The sequence below is a fragment of the Geobacter sp. 60473 genome (assembly GCF_036323535.1).
Lineage (GTDB): Bacteria > Desulfobacterota > Desulfuromonadia > Geobacterales > Geobacteraceae > Geobacter > Geobacter sulfurreducens.
In genome coordinates this window covers 287,084-307,817 of record NZ_AP028967.1, presented here as the reverse complement: position 1 = coordinate 307,817, position 20,734 = coordinate 287,084, and the positions used below count along the sequence as shown (strand labels likewise).

General features: G+C 62.5%; 12 protein-coding genes. 7 read left to right on the top strand and 5 right to left on the bottom strand.

Annotated features, from left to right (window positions below; translation table 11 throughout):
• Positions 1-42 precede the first annotated feature (42 nt).
• The 3 genes from AABA48_RS01400 to AABA48_RS01390 are packed head-to-tail and all read right to left on the bottom strand — an operon-like array spanning position 43 to position 6,328.
• Positions 43-4,533, bottom strand: coding sequence for an efflux RND transporter permease subunit (locus AABA48_RS01400; RefSeq protein ID WP_338270834.1), 4,491 nt, complete (start codon positions 4,531-4,533; stop codon positions 43-45).
• Positions 4,530-5,690, bottom strand: coding sequence for an efflux RND transporter periplasmic adaptor subunit (locus AABA48_RS01395; protein ID WP_338270833.1), 1,161 nt, complete (start codon positions 5,688-5,690; stop codon positions 4,530-4,532). Before AABA48_RS01395 ends, AABA48_RS01400 begins: the two co-directional genes overlap by 4 nt.
• Complete coding sequence (locus tag AABA48_RS01390; protein ID WP_338270832.1) at positions 5,687-6,328, bottom strand: TetR/AcrR family transcriptional regulator; 642 nt, start codon at positions 6,326-6,328, stop codon at positions 5,687-5,689. Before AABA48_RS01390 ends, AABA48_RS01395 begins: the two co-directional genes overlap by 4 nt.
• Positions 6,329-6,565: 237 nt before the next feature.
• Between AABA48_RS01390 and AABA48_RS01385 the strand changes: the two genes are divergently transcribed.
• The 3 genes from AABA48_RS01385 to AABA48_RS01375 are packed head-to-tail and all read left to right on the top strand — an operon-like array spanning position 6,566 to position 9,355.
• The gene (locus AABA48_RS01385; RefSeq protein ID WP_338270831.1) at positions 6,566-8,062 is read left to right on the top strand and encodes a sensor histidine kinase; all 1,497 of its coding nucleotides are present in this window, start codon (positions 6,566-6,568) and stop codon (positions 8,060-8,062) included.
• Positions 8,046-8,327: a hypothetical protein gene (locus tag AABA48_RS01380; RefSeq protein ID WP_286351768.1), complete on the top strand. Its 282-nt coding sequence runs from the start codon at positions 8,046-8,048 to the stop codon at positions 8,325-8,327. The genes AABA48_RS01385 and AABA48_RS01380 overlap by 17 nt, the downstream gene beginning before the upstream one ends.
• Positions 8,324-9,355: a sensor histidine kinase gene (locus AABA48_RS01375; protein WP_338270830.1), complete on the top strand. Its 1,032-nt coding sequence runs from the start codon at positions 8,324-8,326 to the stop codon at positions 9,353-9,355. The genes AABA48_RS01380 and AABA48_RS01375 overlap by 4 nt, the downstream gene beginning before the upstream one ends.
• Before the next feature lie 86 nt (positions 9,356-9,441).
• On the opposite strand, the gene AABA48_RS01370 is transcribed toward AABA48_RS01375, so the two are convergent.
• A complete protein-coding gene (locus AABA48_RS01370) occupies positions 9,442-10,734 on the bottom strand; it encodes a helix-turn-helix transcriptional regulator (protein ID WP_286351766.1) in 1,293 nt (430 codons plus the stop codon).
• Between the two features lie 311 nt (positions 10,735-11,045).
• On the opposite strand from AABA48_RS01370, the gene AABA48_RS01365 reads away from it, so the two are divergent.
• The 4 genes from AABA48_RS01365 to AABA48_RS01350 all read left to right on the top strand — a co-directional run bounded on the left by AABA48_RS01365 (position 11,046) and on the right by AABA48_RS01350 (position 18,372).
• A complete protein-coding gene (locus tag AABA48_RS01365; RefSeq protein WP_286351765.1) occupies positions 11,046-12,653 on the top strand; it encodes a hypothetical protein in 1,608 nt (535 codons plus the stop codon).
• A gap of 70 nt (positions 12,654-12,723) precedes the next feature.
• Positions 12,724-13,200, top strand: coding sequence for a hypothetical protein (locus AABA48_RS01360; RefSeq protein ID WP_286351764.1), 477 nt, complete (start codon positions 12,724-12,726; stop codon positions 13,198-13,200).
• 35 nt (positions 13,201-13,235) lie between these two features.
• Positions 13,236-14,576 (top strand): hypothetical protein, encoded by a 1,341-nt coding sequence (locus AABA48_RS01355; protein WP_286351763.1) that lies wholly within the window; start codon positions 13,236-13,238, stop codon positions 14,574-14,576.
• Between the two features lie 61 nt (positions 14,577-14,637).
• The gene (locus AABA48_RS01350; protein WP_286351762.1) at positions 14,638-18,372 is read left to right on the top strand and encodes a hypothetical protein; all 3,735 of its coding nucleotides are present in this window, start codon (positions 14,638-14,640) and stop codon (positions 18,370-18,372) included.
• Positions 18,373-18,584: 212 nt separating this feature from the next.
• On the opposite strand, the gene AABA48_RS01345 is transcribed toward AABA48_RS01350, so the two are convergent.
• On the bottom strand, positions 18,585-20,651 hold the full coding sequence (locus AABA48_RS01345) for a C1 family peptidase (RefSeq protein WP_286351761.1): 2,067 nt from the start codon (positions 20,649-20,651) through the stop codon (positions 18,585-18,587).
• Between the last annotated feature and the right edge of the window lie 83 nt (positions 20,652-20,734).

Below are 20,734 nucleotides of genomic sequence, written 5' to 3'. Positions count from 1 at the left end.
CCACCCAAACACCAACAAAGTAACATGTTAGCAACAACCCCATTACATATTGTTCCTGTCCGCGCCCTCTTCACCCAAGACCCCCATGACCCGCTCAAGGTTCACCCGGGCAACGAGGTAGTCCCTGCGCGCCTTGGCCAGATTGCCCCGGGCCTGCCGGAGATTCAGCTCTGCATCGTCAACCTCAAGGCGGATTTTCACGCCCAGCTCGAACCCCTGCTCGGCCATGGTCAGGAGCCGCTCTGCTTGGGCGACGGTCCCTTCAAGGGCCGAGACGATTTCGCGCGCCTCCCGGACATTGTTGACGGCATCCCGTATTTCGAGGGAAACAGAGTCCATCAGCTTCGCCTCCTCAATCCTGAGGCTTCGCCGTTCGCTTTCCGCCTGGGCGACCTTGCCCCGCGCCTTGAGCCCGTCAAAGACCGGAAAGCTCAGATAAAGCCCCACGTTCCACGCAGCTCCGTCGCCACGGCCATCCCCGGTTTCGAGCTGGCGCCAGCCGTAACCCGCCTTCAGGTCCAGGCGTGGCTTGTCCTCCGCATCGGCTACCGCCACCAGCTCGCCCGCCATGTCGATCCGCCGGCGCAGCTCCTCAAGCTCGGGTCGCTGGCGCCGCGCCACGGCCAAGACCTCGGCGTGGGAAGGAACCGCCGCGGGCTCGAACAACAGCGCTCCTTCCACCTCGATCTCCTGGTCGAGCGCCAGAAAATAACGAAGCCGGTCCGTGGCCAGCCGCGTCAGGTTTTCGGCCCGGATGACCTCCGGCCGCGCGTTTTCCACCGATACGCCGGCGGCAAGCACATCGTAGTCGGTGGCCACGCCGGCGGCATACTTGCGCTGGGCCTCATCCAGGTGCCGCTCTTTTTGCTCCAGGTTCTGACGGCTGATGGCAAGCTGCTCACGAGCCAGCAGAATATCGTAAAACGCGACCGCCACATCCCGGCGGGCATCCTGCCGCGCCGCGCGGAGCTGCTCGTCCGCGGTCCTGAAGCCAAGATCGGCCGCCCTGATGGCGGCGCTCACCTTGCCCCAGGTGTACAGGGCCTGGGAAAGCTCTACCCCGGCGGCGCGCACATCCTGCCGCGTGGGGATAAAGCCGCCGGCCAGGGCTTTCTGGCTGCGGTCATCCAGCCAGGATGCCGAGCCGGTGATGGTGAACTGGGGCAGCGCCGCGCTCCGCTCCTCCACGTACCGCCCCTCAACCTGCCGGAAGAACTCCCGGGCCTTCGCAATGTCGCGGTTGCGCTCGTCGGCCATGGCAAGGGCCTGGTCGAGGGTCAGGACGCGGATCTCTGCCGCCTCAGCGGAGAAAGCGCCCGTGCCGAGGGTTATGAGGCAGGCGAACACCCCGAAAAACTTCTTCAGGGAAATCCCGCGCGCCTTTTTCAGGATCGAAGCAACCAGCCCATCAGATGCGGGACCGACGGCAAGCGCTCCCTCCGCGTTGCCCAGCCACCACCGCCTGAGCCGGACGGCCAAGTCGTCCATGTAGGTGTACATGACCGGAACCACGATCAGAGTGAGAAGCGATGACGTGATGAGTCCGCCCACCACGGCGCGGGCCATGGGAGCCCGCCCCTCGCCGCCGGCGCCGATGCCGAGAAACAGCGGCAGCATGCCGAAGATCATGGCCAGAGTCGTCATGACGATGGGACGGAGCCTGGTCCGGCCTGCCTCGATCACCGCCTCGCGGCGCGGCAGACCGTCCCGTCGTCGGAGGACCTTGGCGTAGTCCACCAGCAGAATTGCGTTCTTGGTGACGAGCCCCATGAGCATGATGAGGCCGATGAGCGACATGATATTGATGGTGTCGCCGGTCAGTTTCAGCATCCCGGCCATGCCGACGATGGAGAGCGGCAGCGACAGCATGATCGCCAGGGGCTCGAAGAATGATTCGAACTGGGCGGCCAGGATCAGAAAGACAAAGACAACGGCCAGCAGGAGCGATTCCCCCATGTAGCCGAACGATTCGGCCATATCTTCCGCCTCGCCCGAAAAACCGATGCTGTATCCCGGCGCCATGGCTATGGTTTTGGAGACCTCCTCCACCTTTTTGACCGCCGTGCCGATGGGAAGCCCGTCCAGGTTGGCCGAAACCGTCACCAACCGGGACAGGTCGCGGCGGTTTACCTCGGAGGGGGTGGCCGCCACGGAGTCGGTACTGACGCTGGCCAGGGGAATCAGCTTGGTGCCGCCGGCACTGTCCGGCACCGAGATCTTCAGGTCGCGCACCTGGGCCGGATCCTGGCGCAGCGCCTCGGGCAGCCTCACCCGCACGTCCACGGCATCGCCATCCTCGTCTTCATAGGTGGTCACGGCCTCGCCACCCACCAGCCTCGAAAGGGCCGTGACCACGTCGTTGCTGGTGACGCCGGCGGAGAGGGCCTTTTCCCGGTCCACCCGCAGCCGGTATTCCGGCGTGTCGTGCTCCAGGGTCGCGGAAACGTCCACGATCCCCGGAATCGCGTACATCTTCTCCTTGAGCTGGGCCGCGTACGACTTCAGGAGCCCGATGTCGTCGCCCTTCAGGTTCACGTTGAGGGGCTTGGCCGCCCCGCCCACATTACCCACCTTCTCGATGGAAAAGGTAATGCCGGCGACCTGTTGCAGCCGCTGCCTGACCATCCGCTCGATTTCGAACTGCCCCCGCTCGCGCTCCTTCTTCTCCCTGAGCTTCACGTAGAGAAGGCCGTCGCGCACCGTACCCCCGTCGCCGGCGCCGATGGTCGAATAGGTATGGCTGATTTCGGGGATATCGCCGATGGCTGCCAGCATGGCCTTCAGCCGGCCCTCGCTTTCGGAGATGCTGGCGTTCGGCGCGGCCTTGAAGGACACCTGGAATTCGCTCGTATCCTCTTCGGACATGAAGGATGATTCCAGGGTTCCCATGACGGCGATGCCCAGGAAAAATGTCAGGGCCGCCGTGGCGATGACCGTCCGGCGATGGTCGAGCGCCCAGGCTATTGCCAGGCGGTAGCGATCGGCGGCACGGTCGAACCAGTCGTTGAAGGATTCGAGCCAGCGAGCCAGGCCCCTGCGCTTGCCGTGGGCGTGAACGGCCGGGTCGTGCCAGCGGGAGGAAAGCATCGGGTCGAGGGTGAAGGAGACGAAGAGCGACACCAGCACGGCAAACGAAACCGTGATGCCGAAGGGGAAAAAGAAGCGTCCCACGATGCCCCGCATAAATGCCACGGGCACGAAGACCGCCAGAATCGACAGGGTCGTGGCGAACACCGCCAGACCGATCTCGCTGGTCCCGAAGCGGGACGCCTCCATGTGATCCTTGCCCATCTCCAGGTGCCGGACGATATTCTCCCGCACCACGATTGCGTCGTCGATGAGCAGCCCGATGGAGAGGGACAGGGCCATGAGGGTCATCACGTTGAGGGTCATGCCCATGGCGTTCATGATGATGAAGGACGAGATGACCGAGATGGGGAGCGTCACCCCGGTGATGACCGTGGAGCGCCAGGAGTTGATGAACAGGAACACGATGATGACGGTGAGGATGCCGCCGATGATGAGCGTCTCCTCCACATCTGCCAGGGACTGTCTGGTCATGATCGATGAGTCGCGAACCAGGGTCAGCGACACCTCGGGAGGCAGTTCCTTCCGGATTTTCTCCATGACCTTCCTGACGTTGTCCACCACTTGGACCTGGTTGGCCCCGGACTGCTTGTAGATATCGATACCGATGGCTGGCACGCCGTTGACGAGCGCCAGGGTGCGCCGCTCCTCCACCCCGTCGGAAATGGCGGCCACTTCACCGAGGGTAATGGGGCGCCCCCCCTTCTGGGCGACGACCATGGAGCGGTAGCCCCCCACCAGATCAGGCTTGCCGTCGATCCGCAAGGGGTATTCCGCCCCCTCGCGCGTGATGCGGCCAAGGGGAGTGTTCACGTTTTCGTTCTGGAGCCCCCGCACCACGTCGTTCGCCCCGAGGCCGAGGGATTCCAGCCGCACCGGATCAACCTGAACGTTGACTTCCCGCTTGGCGCCGCCGACCATTTCAACCTTGCCGACGCCCGCCACGCTCTCGAAGCGTTTCTTGATCCGCTTGTCCACCAGGGTCGTCAGCTCACGCTGCGACAGGGTCTTGGATTGGATCGCCAGGGCCGCCACCGGCAAGGCATTGAAGTCGAGCTTCTGGATGATGGGGTCCTCGATCCCGGCGGGAAGCTGTCCCCGGACCGAGTTCACCTTGGCCCGGGCTTCCTGGGCCACCTCGTTGGTCCGCTCTTCCAGGCGGAACTCGACGACCACGGTGGAAACACTCTCGCGGGACGTGGAAACCACATGCTTCACCCCGGCGATCTGGTTGACCGCTTCCTCGATCCGCTTGGAGACTTCCCGCTCCACGGTCTCCGGCGAGGCGCCGGGGTATTTGGTGACAATGGAGATGACCGGCATCTCCACGTTCGGGTACATCTCCACCGACAACAGCCGATAGGAAAACGCCCCCAGCGTGACGAGCACGAGCATCATTACCGTGGCGAAGATAGGACGCTTGATGGACAGGTCGGACAGGATCATTGCACAGCGCCCTTCCCGGCAACGGTCACGACGTCGCCGTCCTTCAGGTTGAAGCCCCCCCTGGTCACGAGCTGCTCACCGGGGCCGACCCCCCTGACGATCTCCACTTCATCCCCGATCACCACTCCGGTTTCCACCTGCTTTACCTTCGCCACGTTTCCGGCTACAACGAAGAGGCTCGCCTTCTTCGAGGCAGTATCCCAGGCGGTCAGGGCCCCCCTCGGCACCTGAACGACCGCCGGCCGCCGGCCCACAAGGATTCTTCCCTTGGCGAAGAGCCCCCCTTTGAGGAGTTCCCCGTCATTGCGGACCTCCGCGATGACCCGCAGCGAACGGTCCTCGGCAGAGAGTTCGGGGTTGATGAACATGACCTTGCCGGTGAATGTTTTCCCCGGCAGGGCATCCACGGAAAACTCCAGGGGCTGGCCGACCCTGACCCGCGCCGAGTCTGCCGACGGGATGGTAACGGTCAGGTTGAGCACCCTGTTGTCCACGACACGGAAGATCGCCTTGCCCGTTGCCGCGTCGCCTGCCAGGTCCCCCACGTTCACGTCCCGCAGGGCCACCACTCCGTCCAACGGGGATACCACGAGACCCTTGGCCAGGCGTGCCCGCGCCTGCCGGAGCTCCTCCTGGGCCACCCGGATCTGGGCCTGGGCGGCATCGATCCTGGCCTGGGCCGCGGCCGATTCGGTGCGGGCATCGTCCACCGACTGCTGGGTGGCAAGCCCCGACTCCTTCAGCTTGATGATCCGCGCAAGCTCCCGCTCGGCCCTGTTGGCACTTACCTGGGCCTGGGCCAGCGCGGCCCGGGCAGATTCCACCGACGCCTCCGCCCTCTTTGCCAGGGCCTCCGGCTCGGCAGTGTCGATGCGCGCCAGAGGGGTCCCCTTGCGGACCCGTACCCACTCCGTAACGTAGACCTGCTTCACCAGTCCGGGAATCTGAGTTTTGACGTCGGCCGAGAATTTGGGCTCAAGGCTGCCGGTGACCTCTATTCCCTCCGCCAGGTCGCGGGCGGTCACGGGAACCGTTTCCACCGCCAACGCCGGCTTTTCCCCCCGAGCGATTTTTGCATCGCCATCTTTCGAACATCCCGCAAGGCTCCCGGCAAAGAGAATCCCGCCGAGCACGCACACCATCCATTTGACTGTCATCGTTCCACCTCGTCGGCCGTCCGGGCCGCAAATCCGCTCAGGACAAGAGTCAACATGCGCCTCACTCCCTCCCGGTCAATGCTGGGCGGACGGTCCGGGCGCCCGCACAACTGCTCCTCCAGGGCAACATTGAAGACTCCGAGCAGAATCCACATCATGTCGTCCACGTTTTCCGAACGCAGCTCACCCGCCTCCATGCCTTCGGAAACCAGCTTCCGAATGGCATTCTGGAAATGACGGTGGTAGCCCTCGAAGTCGATAAAGGGAGCGCCCTGGGGCGGCCCGTAGTAAATGGAGTACATGAGCCTCGTGCCGCCCAGGTTTTCCAGAACGAGCATGAGCGTATGGTCGAGCAGATTCACGAGCCGGCCGCACGGGCTTCCGGCAGTGCCCAGGTACTCTTCCAGCATCGCGGTAAAGCGGCCGAACGGCTCGGTCATCAGCTCCAGATAGATGCCCTCCTTGTTGCCGAACCAGTAATAGAGGACCGGCTTGGAAACGCCTGCCGCCTCAACGATCTCCCGTACCGACGTGGCCGCATATCCCTTTATGGTAAAAAGCTCCGTCGCCGCTGCCAGCAAACGTCCCCGCACCGCCGAATCTCCGTGGTCGGCTCGCCTCTTGTCCCGTTCTGCCATTGAATGTTTCCTCCCGGACCCCCAATATACTACCTACCGGTAGGTACTCTAACCAATTCCATCTGTCAAGAACAATTTACCTACCGGTAGGCAACCGCCGGGCACTTCTCCCGGCCCAATTTTTCCACTCGATCATGAAGATGAAACGAACGCAAAGTTCTTTCTGGCGGGATAAGTGTGATTGGGATATACTTTTTGTCGGCAAAATCAAACTACTGCCAATTCTCCGGGGCGCCCATGATATTCGGCATCATTGCGCTTTCGCTTGTTCTGCAGCTTGTGGCTGCCATTCTTGCCCTCCGGCTGATCCGGGTGACCGGCGGGGCTTTCGCATGGACGCTTCTTGCTCTGGCTTCGCTTCTCATGGTCGGCCGGCGATCGCTGGCTCTCCATCATTTGTATACCACCCCCCCAACCGTCCCTCCACTCCTTGTCAACGAAGTCATCGGCCTACTCATCTCTTTGCTCTTCGTTGCCGCCGTTGCCGGCCTATCGCCCCTGCTGGCGCGGATCAAGAATGCCGAGGACTATTGGCGTGAATCCGAGCACCGTCTCCGGGGGATGCTCGACAATACCGGTCTGATCGCCGTCATGCTCGACGACCGGGGGGCCATAACGTTCTGCAACCGGCACCTGCTCGACCTGACCGGCTGGAGCCGGGAAGAGGTGGTCGGCGGCAACTGGTTCGACACGTTTATCCCCGTCGACCAACGGGAAGGAGTTATCGAACGGTACCGGCACGACCTGGCGGGGGGGGAATTACCCCTTCACAGCCAGAACGAGATCATAAAGAAGAGCGGCGAACGACTCCTCATCGCATGGCACAACACCATGATGCGCGACGGAAGCGGACGGGTGGTCGGGGGAACGGCCATTGGCGAGGACATCACCGAGCGCATGCGGGTGGAGGAGGAAATCCGGCGTCTCAATACGGAACTTGAGCAGCGGGTCAGTGAACGAACTGCAGAACTGGCTGCGTCCACGCGGGAACTGGAGGGGTTCTGCTACTCGGTTTCCCACGACCTGCGGACCCCCCTCCGGGCCATTGCCGGTCACAGTGCCATCATCCGCGAGGAGTGCTCCGCCATCAACCATTCCTGCCGCCACCACCTGGGCCGTATCGAACGGGCGGCAGTCCGGATGAGCGAGCTCATCGACGCCTTGCTGGAACTGGCGCGGGTTGCGCGCCACGCGGCCCATCCCGAAGAGATCAACCTCAGCAGGATGGCGCAGCAGGTCCTCACCGACCTGCGCATCGCCTCGCCCGAACGAAGCGTAGCCTGTGCGATCGACGAGGGGCTTACCGCCTGCGGCGATCCGGTCCTGGTCCGGGTGGCACTGCAGAATCTGCTGGAGAACGCCTGGAAGTTCACGGCAGGAAACCCCGACGCGCTGATCGAGGTCGGCTCTGAAACAGCGGACGGGGAGACGGTATTTTTCGTGCGGGACAACGGCGTCGGCTTCGACATGGCCCATGCGGGCAAGATGTTCGGCACGTTCCGTCGCCTGCACCGGGACGATGAATTCGAGGGAACCGGCATCGGGCTCGCCACGGTAAAGCGGATCATCGAACGCCACGGCGGCAGGGTCTGGGCCGAGGGGGAGCCCGGCCGGATGGCGATCTTCCGTTTCACGCTGCCGGGGCTGCGGCCCTGTGAACCGGAACATCCGGCAGACTTTCTTTCTTCGAACGCACACGCACAGGGAGTACCTGTCAATGTATCAGGAAAGTGAAATTTTCAACCTCGTGCTGGGCGTCATCAGCCTGATCTTTTTCACGGGGTTCGGCACCCGGCGGCTCAACATACCCCGTTCCCTGCTCATCGCATACGGCTGTCTGCTGCTCAGCTACCTGTTTACCGTGGTGGAAGGATTCATCGCACCGGATGCGTTCAACCTGCTGGAGCACCTTGCCGTTGCCGTGGCCGGGGTAGTTTTCGCCTACGCGTGCCTGCACATATCCAGGGTACGGAACTCCGAAGGTAATGGGACGTCATGACCTCGACTATTGTATTTGACGTCATCTCCGCAATCGGGTTCGCCATTGCGACAGGGGCAATCCTGCGCACCGACCCGAACGTTCTCGGCAGGTTGCCCAAGCTCTTCCTGACCATCTGCATGTCCCTCTACACGCTGGTGGGCCTGTCGAATATTATCGAGCATGCCGGCATTACCCCTTACCTTGACCGCTACGAAGACTACCTGGAAATCATCTTCATCCCCTTCTTTCTGTTTTTCGTCTTTTCCGTGCAGAACGAGGAGGAAAGCAGGAGGCGGATTCAGGCGGAACAGGAAACCCGGGCGATCAACGAAAACCTCGAACTGCTGATCGCCGAGAGGACGGCGGCGCTCGAGGCGAGCAACCGGGAACTGGAGAGCTTCTGCTATTCGGTCTCCCACGACCTCCGGGCACCTCTGCGCCATATTGACGGGTACAGCAGGATTCTGCTGGAAGACCTTCAGGGACGTCTGAACGAGGAGGACAGGCTCTATCTGGAGCGCCTTCGTCACTCCACCCTGAAAATGGAGAGCCTGATCAATGACCTTCTGGAATTGTCACGGGTGACTCGTTCCGATCTGGACCGCCAAAAGGTCGATCTGAGCCTGATGGCGCGGGAGATTGTGGCGGAGCTGGGCAAAGCGTCACCGGCCCGGGCAGTTGAATGGCACATTGACGGCGGCATGTGGGCCCAGGGGGATCCCCTGCTGTTGCGGGTGGCGCTCGTGAACCTCCTCGGCAATGCCTGGAAGTACACGAACAGAACGGCACACGCCATCGTAGAGTTCAGCTCGGTCAGGGAAAACAACCATCAGACGTTTTTTGTCTGCGACAACGGCGCAGGATTCAGCATGGATTACGCGGACAAGCTCTTCATCCCCTTCCAGCGCCTCCACCGGGAGGACGAGTTCGAGGGGACGGGGGTAGGCCTGGCCACGGTCAAGCGCATCATCGCCCGCCATGGCGGCCGGATCTGGGCCGAAAGTGCAGTGGACCACGGGGCCACCTTCTATTTCACCCTTCGCTAACACCGCCACTATTTCTTTCATTGCAGGCCAGACAGCCGGCCCTCCGCGCCGGGCAGCCCCCACGCTCCACCCCTGCTTTCCTTCGCTTACCCCCCTTGGTCAGTCCTCAGCTTTGCCAGCAATTCCTCTTTCCCTGACACGCTCATCTTATCGTAAATCCGCTTCATGTAGGTCTTGACCGAAGACTCGGAGATATCCAGCTCCCGGGCCGCCTCCCTGAACGTCATCCCTCGGACGACGCAGGCGAGGACCGACTTCTCCTGGTCGGAGAAGCGCTTGCGCAAACCCGGCGGAAGCATCAGCTCAAAGGTCGGCTCAGCATTGCCGGCCTCGGCTTCCGCCTGATCAGCCATGCCTCCCATTGCCGGAATGGCCGCCACATCCAGGTGCTGTTCGCCTCGCATGACCAGATAAAGAACAAGAACCGATGAAGTGAGGACGAGATTCGCTACAGCCACCACCAGTTGGGAGGCGTCGCCGATCAGGAGCGAGGCCGTCTTGCCTGCAGCTATGCCGGCGCAGGTGACCGCAAGGCCGATGCCGAAGGCACGGCAGCTGTTTCTCTGGGCAAGAAGCAGCGCCAGCAGGTAGAGATCGAGGAACCCCGCTGCCACCTGCATGGCGAACAGGGCCACGTTAACCGATGCCGGCCCGTCTATCAGAACGAGGGAAAAGGCGAACATGGCCATCACGATAGCCAGGGCCAGAAGCCCCTCCCTCCGGCGGCGCAGGAACATAAGCCCCACAAGGACGGCTACTACGTAAAAGGCGAGTTCGATCCCGGGAAGAAAGGCTGCCTCGGCATATTCCTGGTACAGGGCCCCGTACATGAGACCGCTTACGATCTGAAAAACAAACACGAAGGGGAGAAAGGGGGCCAGGTTCGATTCCCCGTCGGCTTCGTCCTGAGCCCCGGTGCGTGCCAGCGTGGGAACCAGAAGCAAGGCTGCCGCGGCCGGGAATTTCACGCTGTGGGGCACGGGAACGATCATGAACACGAAGAGCAGGACATTGGCCGCTGCCAGGCCGGCTGCAGCCGATACCGCTACTGAGGGAGAGCGCTTCAGAATGCTGCCCGCCTTGACGCAAACAAAAGCTGATCCCGCGCCGGCCGTGGCCAGAAACCAGGGGACTCCGGCAGGGACCTGGGCGATCAGAAGCGTCGAGCCTGCGGCAGCTGCTCCGCCGACGGCTGCCAGGGGCGGCAGCATCCGCCGCGGAAGAGCGGCGCCTATGACTGCTAGCGTAACGACGTGGGGAATGAGAAAAAAGAGGATAGCGTTGCCCGACCCGACGTGGGCCAGCAGGAATCCCTCCATGGGGAGGGCAAGGAGCCAGACGACAAAGGCGACAAAGGGAAGTGATGCTGTAAGGGTCATGAACGGGCCCGAACCAGGGATATCTGACTGCGATTAGCCAAAACTATAGCATGGTTGACAGCTTGGTCTACATTAATTTCGCCGGTTGACAGCCGGGTGACTATTGGCCGGACGACAAATACCGATAGGATGAGCAGCCTTGACGTATACACACCGCGCAACGACTGGCCACAGACGCTCGCTCCGCCCTGTGGAGGGGAAAACGGGCCGGCGTTCCCGCACGGAACGGGGGCCGGATTGTGATGGTCGCCCGTTGTCGGGTTCAACCCATCTATTGAATCGTATCACATCACATCATCGGGAGGGTTTTAATGAAGCGACTGAAAAAGGCCCGGCGACTGCGGCTGCTCACGGCGTGGCTGGCAGTGGTGGCACTGGCGCCGGCCGCGGCACTGGCGGCTGAACACGAGATTCACGGCTCCAACGACTTTTCGATTACCTACAATGACGTGCAGGGTGCCGGCGGGAGTCAGTCGTCCCTCACCGAGGGAACGCGGTACCTGGAGATTCTCAACCTCTTCGGCAACGGCCGGGCGGGAGACTTCGACTACAACTGGACCGTGGGAGCCAAGGCTACCGACGACCGGCGCAATGACCAGAAGACCTTCTCTCTCACCAACCTCCAGGGCAGAGTCAGCAACAAGATCCACACGATCACCCTGGGCGACACCTTCGAGGCGTTCTCCCAGTACTCTCTCAACACTGCGGTCAAGGGCGGCTCCTACAAGTTCACCCCGGAACAGTCCTATCTTCCCCAGTTGAGCCTCCTGTACGGCATCGCCTACTCCCGCTGGGACAACTTCTGGGGGGTGGACGCGGTGGAGCGGCAGGTGGCGGGCGGCAAAATCAGGCAGAACATCGGTCCGGACTTCTGGATCGGCCTGAGCGGAGTCCAGACCAATGATCACGTACGGGTCCTGGGCGGAGAGCTGACCAACCACCAGACCTGGACCGTCGACTGGGAATACCGCCCGATCCCCGGGCTCACCATCCAGGGGGAATCCTCGTGGCTCAACGGCGACAGGAGCCCGAGCGACGGCGCCCCCTTTGACGCCTACCACGGCCATGCCCACAAGGTGGTGGCCATCGGCGACGGCGGCCCCAGCCGGGTAACGCTCGAATACGAGCGGGTCTCGCCCGAGTTCAGGACCACCATCGGGTCCGCCACTCCCGACCGGGAGAAGGTGAAAGCCAAGTGGCGCTACAAGTACAGCAAGGATCTCAGCATCACCAGCGCCATGCTCTGGTACCACGACAACCTGGACGGACAGAAGGCCTACGGCACCGACCACTACAAACCCGAGATCGCAGTCTCCCTGAAAAAACCGTTCGCGCGCCAGTACGCGGTGGCCGACATCAGCTACAAGCTCGACCGGGCTTACAGTCCCGTGATGCGGAGCCTTGACCACTATATCACCATGGGATACCGTGACCGCTTCGGCGTCCTGGACAGCGACTCCACCTTCGGCATCATCGTCTACGACCAGAACGGCACCGCCAAGCGCAAGGACGTGGAATTCACCTACAACACCAGCCTCTCCAGCAGGCATACCCTGGGACGGTTCGTGCTGAAGCCCTCCATCTACCTGGGGGGCTGGACCCACAACGACGAGGTGGCCGAGAACACCGACCAGATCGTGGAATACTCAGCCGGCCTGGGCGTGGACGTGCCCGACCTGAAGATAACCTCCACCATCAGGGTGGGCGAAAACCGGCTCCTCAAGGAAGCCGGCACCGATACGGCAAAGACCTTCGCCGGCGTGAACGTCTTCTGGCGGCCCGAAATGCTCGCCAAGGCGCAGGGGATGCTCTATGCCAAGGCGAGCGTCAATGACTTCCGCTACGACCCCAACCTGGCCGCCGGCAGTCGGAACTTCCGGGAGACCAGCGTCACCGCGGGCATCAGCATCCAGTTCTGAGGGAAATGGTGTATCCTTGACTGCACTGCGCCCGTACGCAGCCAAGCGGATGCCCCTCGGGAGGTTCACTATGAAAACCTATAGCGCCGGACTCTTCCTGCTGCTCGCCTGTGCCCTTCTTCCCGCCTGCGCGGGGCTGCAGATCGGCGGAGGCGACGATTCGCCCTCTGCGGTGGCCATGACGAGCCACGGGCAGGTGAGGCAGACCATCGACCGGCTCATCGCCGCCTATGAGGCAAAAGACAGTCGCGGCTTCTCCGAGCTGGTGAGCGAACGATACACAGGCGAGGCGGCCATTCTCGAAACCGCCGTCCGGCGAGACTTCAGCGCCAACCACAACCTGGCGATCCGCTACACCGTCAACAACATTACCCTCGACGATGGCGGCAAGGCCTTTGCGGCCATCACCTTCACCCGGTCCTGGACTGACATCAAGACCGCCAGAACCATGAACGAAACCCGGGAAACATCCCTGGTGTTCATCCGTGAAAACGGCACCTACAGACTCTACAGCCAGAACGGCCCGCCGCTGTTCGGGCTGCACTGAACGAGCAGATACCCTTACCGATTCAGGAGGAATCCATGAACGCAGTACGATTCTTTGTCATTCTAACCATGCTGGCCCTGCTGCCCGCCACCGGTCATGCCAAATGGTGGATCTTCGGGCAGGCGGAGAATGAGATATCCACCCGCTACCTTTATCTGAACGGCGTCTCCTACGACGAGCTGGGTGACAAGGTCACCATCTACCGGGAGACTCTGGACAACGGCCAGGTGGTCCTGCGGGGCAAGGCCGCCACCAGTTCGTCGGCAGTGGGCTCGGTGCAGGTCAGCACCACCAACAGGGAACGCTGGGAAAAGGCCCGCAAGACCTCCGACGGCAGCTTCGAATATGCCTTCCGCCCTGAAACGGGCGCATCCTACGTGCTCTACGTCAAGATCATCGACACCACCGGCAAGACCAACGACGTGGATGCCACCCGCAAGGAGATCGTCATCTCCGACCGGAACATCTCGGCCCTCATCCGCCAGGCCCTTGATGAGCTGGTTGCGGCCTACCGCGCCGAAGACCCGGCCCGCTTCATGGCCCTTGTCAGCGAGGATTTCGCCGCGGACCCCGCCGTGCTCGACCGGGCCATCCGCCGGGATTTCACCGCTTTCGACAACATCGATCTGAGCTACACCCTGAACAACGTAACAGCCGCCAACGGCAAGATCTACGCCGGCTTCACCTTCAGCCGCAAGCTGACCTCCACCCGGAGCGGCCAGACCCTTTCCGACAGGGGCTCCAGCGAGTTCATCTTCAGCCTCGGGGAAAAGGGGCCGCTGGTGTTCAGCATGAAAAACCCCCTCATCTTCGGCCTCTCCGATGCCTCCAACGTGGCCACGGGCACGGTCAACACCGGCACGAACGAACCGGTGATCGTCGTGACCAGCAGCGGCGACGTCATCACTCAGCCGTTCACCGAGGCCATCACGACCATCGACAATGGCGGCGTGGTGCAAACGACAGCTGATACGGTAGAGGCGGGCAGTTTCACTCTCAGTAACAGTTGCACCGAAGACTCGTGCATTCAGCCGGGATTCCTCTTCAGTTCACAGGAAGTGACGAACATGTGGACCGGTGACATCAATCTGGAAATCAACCTGATGTTCATCAAGAGCGGCATCGGGATCCAGAACCTTGGGGCGGTCGGCATCAACACGGTGACCTCGGCACCCGCCAGCGGCTATGTCGTTTCAGACGGCACAGGCCTTACCGGGTTCACCGTCGGGGACAATATCGGCAACACCTTTGCATTCCAATTGCTGAACGGCAAGTACGCCCTGCTGGAGGTGGTCTCCTACACCGATCTCGGCGCTGCCAAAACCCGCTCAACCTTCCGATACAAGTACCAGCCAGACGGAACCCGCAATTTCTAGCGGCACCCGTACCGGAGCCGGCAGGGAACGTCCTGCCGGCTCTTTTTGCAGGAGGAGATCCATGAGAACTCTTATCCGCTGCGTCCTGTTCTGCCTGCTGCTCATTCCCGCCGCGGCCCGGGCCGATGACCAGGTAGCCATGGTGCAGGGGCAGATCCAGATGGCCCAGGAGCGTCTGGCGGCCTACCAGGGGGAGCTGAGCAGCACTCTGTCCCTGCTGCAGAAAACTCCCAGCGATGCCACCTTTCAGAAGATCAGGGACCTGCAGGACCGGATCCGGCGTCAGGGGAACGTGGTGGACACCCTGAGAATGGCCCTGCAGGATGCCCGGGCCGCCCAGAGTTGGAGCGCCATGGTGAGCGACATGGCGAGGAACTCAACCATCCTTGGGCTGGGCGCCGACATCGGGGTATCGGTCTATCAGTCGGGCAAGTGGATATTCGGCGCCACCGATGATGAACTTTACGGCGAGAGCTGGCAGCAGGTGGAGAGCTACAACGCGAAGCTGGTGGCCGAGGCCCGCGCCATCCGCGACGAGTCGAAGGCCATCCTCGGCGCCCTCGACCAGGTCAAGGCCCAGCTCAATGCCGGCGGCTCCGAGGAGCAGCTCCGCTCCCTGGCTGAAACCCTGTCGGCGCGGCTCCGGGAACTGCAGACCCGAGGGGAGCAGGTCAAAAAGAACATCCGCCTGCTGATCCGCATCTACCGGGCGGAAAAGGAAAATCTCCCTGCCTCGACCCTTTTTCACGGGGTCTTCATGGGGCGCTACACCGAAAAGATGGTGGAGGAATTCGACGCTTCCAAGCTGGTTGATCTGGTCATCGACGTCATCAAAGGGGACACCAACGATGCGCTGATCAAGCTCATCAAGCCAATGGTCAAGACCGCCGTGGGGGACTATCTGGCCAAGAATGCCGGCGGCGGGCACCTGACCCCGGAGATCACCGACGACCTCGTCTTCAAGATCCTCTTCGGCGGCGAGAGCGGCTTCGACGCCCTGATCCAGGACCGGCTCGGCGACGAGGCCGGCGGCGCCGCCATCAAGGGGCTCGTGAAGGAAGTGGTGGCTGCTGAGGCGAACCATGTAATTCTGAAGTCAAATCAGCAGTTCTACGGGGCCATGAAGCGCACCCTGAGCACCATGCCTCCCACCGCCGACATCGTCGAGCATAATTTGGTGGTGGACACCACCGACCAACTGGTGAAGGAGCACAAGTCCCTCGTGGAAAACGGCGCCCGGGCCAAGGCCCAGCGGCTGGCCCAGACCGGCGAGGCCATCAAGAAAGTCTGGGACCTGGTGCTCAAGGACGCGGTACAGGCATACCTGCAGAAAGATTCCTTCAACAACGCGGTCAAGGCGGCCAACGAGGCCTGCGTGACCTGGCGCGAGGAATGGCGCAAGGTCAAGGACGACATGATCCTGACCGAGGATGAGTACGTCAACCACCGCTGGTTCAAGGGGGGGCAGAACGCCGCGGCCTCGCCGAAACAGGTCGTGGGGGGGACCGAGGATACCGGCAAGACCTATGCGGCGTTCAATCCCGAAGAAGCCGGCAAGCTGCTCGAAGCCCGGAAGCGCCTCGTGGAATCGGGTGCCGGGCAAGAGGGAGGAGGGACCGCCAGCCTGGGAGAGTTCGACACCAATGAGGAAGGCCTGGTGGGGCTGGCCTGCAACGGCGGGCTTCCCCTCGGGCGGGTCGGTTTCGTCCCCCTGCGTGATGTCAGAAAACTCACCTCCGCGGCACTGATAGCACCCTGCGACGAATTGAGCAAGCGGCGCAACGCGGAAATTGATGCGGGGTACAAGGCGTGCGAGCACCTCTGGAATCCGCAGACGGTCAACGACTACTTCGCGTGCAAGGATGCCATGAGGGTCAAGAACAATGCCTACTCGGAAGAGATCAACCGGTGCATTGACACCCATGTCACCCAGCCCCAGCAGGCATTTGCCCAGCGCCGCCTCGAACGGCACCGGCGGCTGAACGACTGCGAGACGAAACGCTACCAGGAAACGCTGAAACGGGTGCAGGCGGAGATCGCCCCGGCCGTCTCCTGGGCGGAGAGCGTGCGGGGGGACGTGGAACGACTGCAGGAGGCCATCAACAAGCTGCGGCGCTCCGGCCTCATTTACCCGGAAACACCGCCACGGCTCCCCGCGGATATCGGAAAACCCGTTGACGAAGAGCAGTACGACTCCACCGCTGTCGATGACAAGCTCGCCATGATCAGAGCCAATCTGGCCATCACCAGGGGAATCAACGTGGCGGGCATCGAGAACGCCCTGGCCAGGGCCGATTTCGTGGTGGACCCGGCCTCCGTTGACTCGGGTCCAATTCCCTACCTCTGCAAGGAGTTCGTCCTGAACAACCAGCCCGGCATCGAAGAGGTGGAGTGGACCGGGTGCTATTATGCCCAGGACGAGAAGCTGCTGCAGGACATGGCTCTGATCAACACCATTAACCCGTCAGCGGTCCAGGAGCTGGTGAGCCACGGCCGACAGCTTCCGGAGGTGGCCAACCGGCCCCTCCTGGAAGCCATGGCCGACTTCTCCCCCCAGGAAAGCGTCAACCTGTACCGTCAGGGGATGAACCAGCGGAACCGTGCCAGGGCGGCCATCGACGGGGTGAACAGCCGCCTCCTGGACGTGGAGAACGTCCTGTCAGGCTCCTCCGTGGCGCAGATATCCCTCTACTACGACTACCAGTTCACCCCCTGGAAGGTCCGCCGGATCCCGACGCTCCTGGGCCAGGACCTGGACGCCCTCGAAGGGCACATCAGGGAAATGCGGACCCGCTTCAACGCCGACAGACAGGTGGTCATCCCCGACTATGATGCCCTGCGACGCGAAGCAGAGGCCGCCAGCGGCGCGGTGGCGCAGTACCGGGAGAGCTACGGGCGGTATGCCGCCCTGCTGACCAAACACTTCCCCACGGCGTTTGTCGATGAATTCTCCCCTCCCGACCTGAGCGGTCTCGTGTCGGCCATCGATGCCCAGGCCTTCCTGGCGGAGCGGTATGCCGAGGAATTCAAGCGGGCCGCCACGGCCCTGGATGAAATGGAACGGGAGGTACAGGCCCTCCGCCGCCAGGAGGAGCAGTCCCTGAAGGGGCTGGAGATCTACCATCGGGCCAGGGCCGGCGCCGTCAAAAAGGCCGCCGGTTCCTGCGCCGCGCTCCCCGCAGACCCGGAGGGATGCCTCAAGGCCGTTGAGGAAAGCAAGACTCACCTGCTGGCAATAACCCTTCAGGGAGACGTTCTGGCCCACTTCCCGTCGCAGAAGTATCGGGACCGCCGCGACGAAATCCTGGCCGGCTCCCAAATCGACTACGACATCTATGCGCTGGAGACAAAGGCCAAGGCGGCCATCGAGCAGCGGCAACAGGACGAAGCGCGGAAACGCGAGGACCGGGAAACCAACGCCCCCCTGAGAATCGCCGAATTCTATCAGCAATTCCGCGGCGCCTATGAGGGGCGCAACGATTCACAACTCATCAGCTTCTTAGGCGACGACTGGGAATCGGGCGACGGCACCACCCTTGCCGACCTCCAGGGCTACCTGCGGAACAGCTTCTCGGTGTTCGACGAAATCCGCTACACCCAGAGCAATCTCCAGATCCACCCTGCTGCTCAGGGGAGTTTCCGGGTCACCTACGATCTGGCCATAATCGGCAGGATCTATGCGGAAAACCTGACCCATGAGGAAAAATCCAGCGTCAGCGAGGAACTGGCCTTCGACGACGGAGGGAAACTGCGAATCCTGAGGACCACCGGCGGCCGCTTCTGGTCGGTGCAGTAAGCTTATTCCGCTGGAATCAACGTACTAACACGTGCATTGACTATCCGCCCCCCTCAGTCGCCCCTATAAAATAGGGGGTAAGCCGAAGGCAGGGGGATAAGATGCGCTGTCGAGTAATCAGGTTTCGTCCTGGTATAACCGGGCGAACGAATGACAAGGCCCCGCCGGACTGCTGCCGGCGGGGCCTTGTATCATCGGGTAACGGTGCATACTCAGAACCCGCGCAGGCTTTCCACCCGCGTGATCAGAGTCGCGCCCCGAATCCGCTCCAGCGTGGCGGTAACCACCGCCACGTCGTTATCGAAAGAGCCGTGGGCAAGGGGTATCAGACCTTGGCCGTCCGAAACCTTTTCCCGTTCCTTGCCGTGGACCCGCACGGGCCCCATTCCCCCCACGAAGTTTCGCCACACATCCACCTCGCCGGCGGCGCGCTGGTTCCAGAGGTCCGCCTGGCCGGAAATAGGACGCCACGCCCCTTCCATACCGAGGATCGGCATTTTGTGGTAGTCCTCCAGGGCCCGGCTCACCAGATAGAGGAGTGATTTGCCGTAGGGTCCCACGGTGTCGGCGCGCTCCCGCTCGTCGCTCAGAATATCGAAGAAGAGACGGTTCCGTTCCACCAGCCCGCGATTGACGGCGGGAACGTAATGGGCCAGGGCAAAGCCCACGGTGCAGGCCGGGGCGTAGAGCGAGATGCTGGCCGCGGGGATCTTTCTCTGACCCAGCCGGTCCAGGAGATGTCCATGGAGGATGGAGCCGGCCGAGTGCCCCACGAGATGGATTTCCAGGGAGGGAATCTGTTTCCTGAGCTCGGCCAGGTACCCGGCCAGGAGCGTCAGGCCGGCCTCGCGGTCCGCCGCGGCCGCGGCATTCTGCTTCATCTGCATCCAGACCGGTTTGACGAGCAGGTTCTCGCTGGCAACCTCCACCGAGCGGTCCCGGGCCTCCTCCAGTCGGTTTTTGATATCGTCCCACCACCCCCGCGACGGGTCCTGCGCCGAAGGTTTGAAGAATTTCCCCACCGCATCTTCGAGCATGCCGGCAATGCTCTCGCCGAACCCGGTCTTCCAGGTCACGAACAGAGGATAGATGTCGTTGGCGAGGAAGTAGGGAGCCATGACCCTGATCCGCTTGATGGAGGCATCCTCGTCGTTGAGCCCCCCGTGGGCGTAAATGGCGAGCTTTGGTGCGCTCCTGCCCGACAGCCAGGCCAACGGCAGGCGGTAGGCTGCCTCCTTCACGGCGCCGGCGGCATCGGCCACGTCGAGGAACCGGTTGATGGGGCAGCCGTCATTGCCGAGCACGACGGTATGCTCATAGGCCCGGGATTCGCTCAGGGGTTCAACGGCCGGATTCGCGTAGGTGAAGGGCTTCGAGGTGCTGCCCGAACTCCAGTACCAGGCCGCCTTGCCGTTGGCCACCTCCTGGAGGGTCATGCTGCTCTTGGTGCGCCCCTCGCCGCTCACGAGCATGGGGGCGCCCAGGACCGCCACCCAGGCGTCGGAGCCATGCTGGATCCAGTCCTCGTAGGTCATGATGGCGAACCCCAGGTAGCCCCAATCGTCTCCCCAGGAATTCTGCACAATGAACCCCTCCGGGGTGTAGCCCACCAGGGCGAAGGCGTGGCCGCCGGTCTCGCCGGGCTGTGTCCGGATCACCGGCAGGGTGGCGGAAGCATCCAGGAACCACCCCCTGTGGACCGCCGCCGACACGTAGACGGCCCCCACCTCGTTGATGGCCGCCTGCAGATCGGAGACCGAATCCTTGTCGATCCGGTAATACGCTCCCAAGGGCCTCTGGGCCGCGTCCTGCTGCCACCCCTCCTTGGGGGGGACGAACTTCTGCTTGTAGGGCCAGAGCAGGTCGGTGCAGATGCCGTGGCGATGCCACCCCTTCATGGCCCCGCGGCAGCTGGAGCCTTCGTAATCCTCACCGGGCCACTCATCATAGATCCGGGCCATGTGGTAGAGCATCCGGGGACTCACCCGGGGAACCTTCCCCCCCTTGCGGCCGCGCTGTTTCACCTCCTCCAGGTGTTTGCGCCAGTTGAGGTAGTTGATGACCGCGGCCAGACCGAAGCCGGTGCAGGCCCCTTCCGCCCCCTGGTCGAGGACCAGTTTGTGGACCTTGGTATAGTCGGCCAGAAAGGTGGTGATGAACGACGGATCGGGGTACTGGGGGGGAAGACTTACCAGTGGCGGATCGTAGCGGCGGTCACGGTAGTCGACACGGTCGGGGCGGGCGTCGAAAATCCTTCCCTGGATTTCTCGCGTGGGCATGGCGGCCTCCTTGTCACCAGCGGGCATGGGATAATGCCCTTATTTGATTGATGAAAGTCTGCCACACTTTTCCAGCGTGACAA

What these genes read in the sequence shown, in the direction of transcription:
- AABA48_RS01400 (WP_338270834.1), bottom strand. Translation starts at nt 4,533, where the DNA reads ATGATCCTGTCCGACCTGTCCATCAAGCGTCCTATCTTCGCCACGGTA.
- AABA48_RS01395 (WP_338270833.1), bottom strand. Translation starts at nt 5,690, where the DNA reads ATGACAGTCAAATGGATGGTGTGCGTGCTCGGCGGGATTCTCTTTGCC.
- AABA48_RS01390 (WP_338270832.1), bottom strand. Translation starts at nt 6,328, where the DNA reads ATGGCAGAACGGGACAAGAGGCGAGCCGACCACGGAGATTCGGCGGTG.
- AABA48_RS01385 (WP_338270831.1), top strand. Translation starts at nt 6,566, where the DNA reads ATGATATTCGGCATCATTGCGCTTTCGCTTGTTCTGCAGCTTGTGGCT.
- AABA48_RS01380 (WP_286351768.1), top strand. Translation starts at nt 8,046, where the DNA reads ATGTATCAGGAAAGTGAAATTTTCAACCTCGTGCTGGGCGTCATCAGC.
- AABA48_RS01375 (WP_338270830.1), top strand. Translation starts at nt 8,324, where the DNA reads ATGACCTCGACTATTGTATTTGACGTCATCTCCGCAATCGGGTTCGCC.
- AABA48_RS01370 (WP_286351766.1), bottom strand. Translation starts at nt 10,734, where the DNA reads ATGACCCTTACAGCATCACTTCCCTTTGTCGCCTTTGTCGTCTGGCTC.
- AABA48_RS01365 (WP_286351765.1), top strand. Translation starts at nt 11,046, where the DNA reads ATGAAGCGACTGAAAAAGGCCCGGCGACTGCGGCTGCTCACGGCGTGG.
- AABA48_RS01360 (WP_286351764.1), top strand. Translation starts at nt 12,724, where the DNA reads ATGAAAACCTATAGCGCCGGACTCTTCCTGCTGCTCGCCTGTGCCCTT.
- AABA48_RS01355 (WP_286351763.1), top strand. Translation starts at nt 13,236, where the DNA reads ATGAACGCAGTACGATTCTTTGTCATTCTAACCATGCTGGCCCTGCTG.
- AABA48_RS01350 (WP_286351762.1), top strand. Translation starts at nt 14,638, where the DNA reads ATGAGAACTCTTATCCGCTGCGTCCTGTTCTGCCTGCTGCTCATTCCC.
- AABA48_RS01345 (WP_286351761.1), bottom strand. Translation starts at nt 20,651, where the DNA reads ATGCCCACGCGAGAAATCCAGGGAAGGATTTTCGACGCCCGCCCCGAC.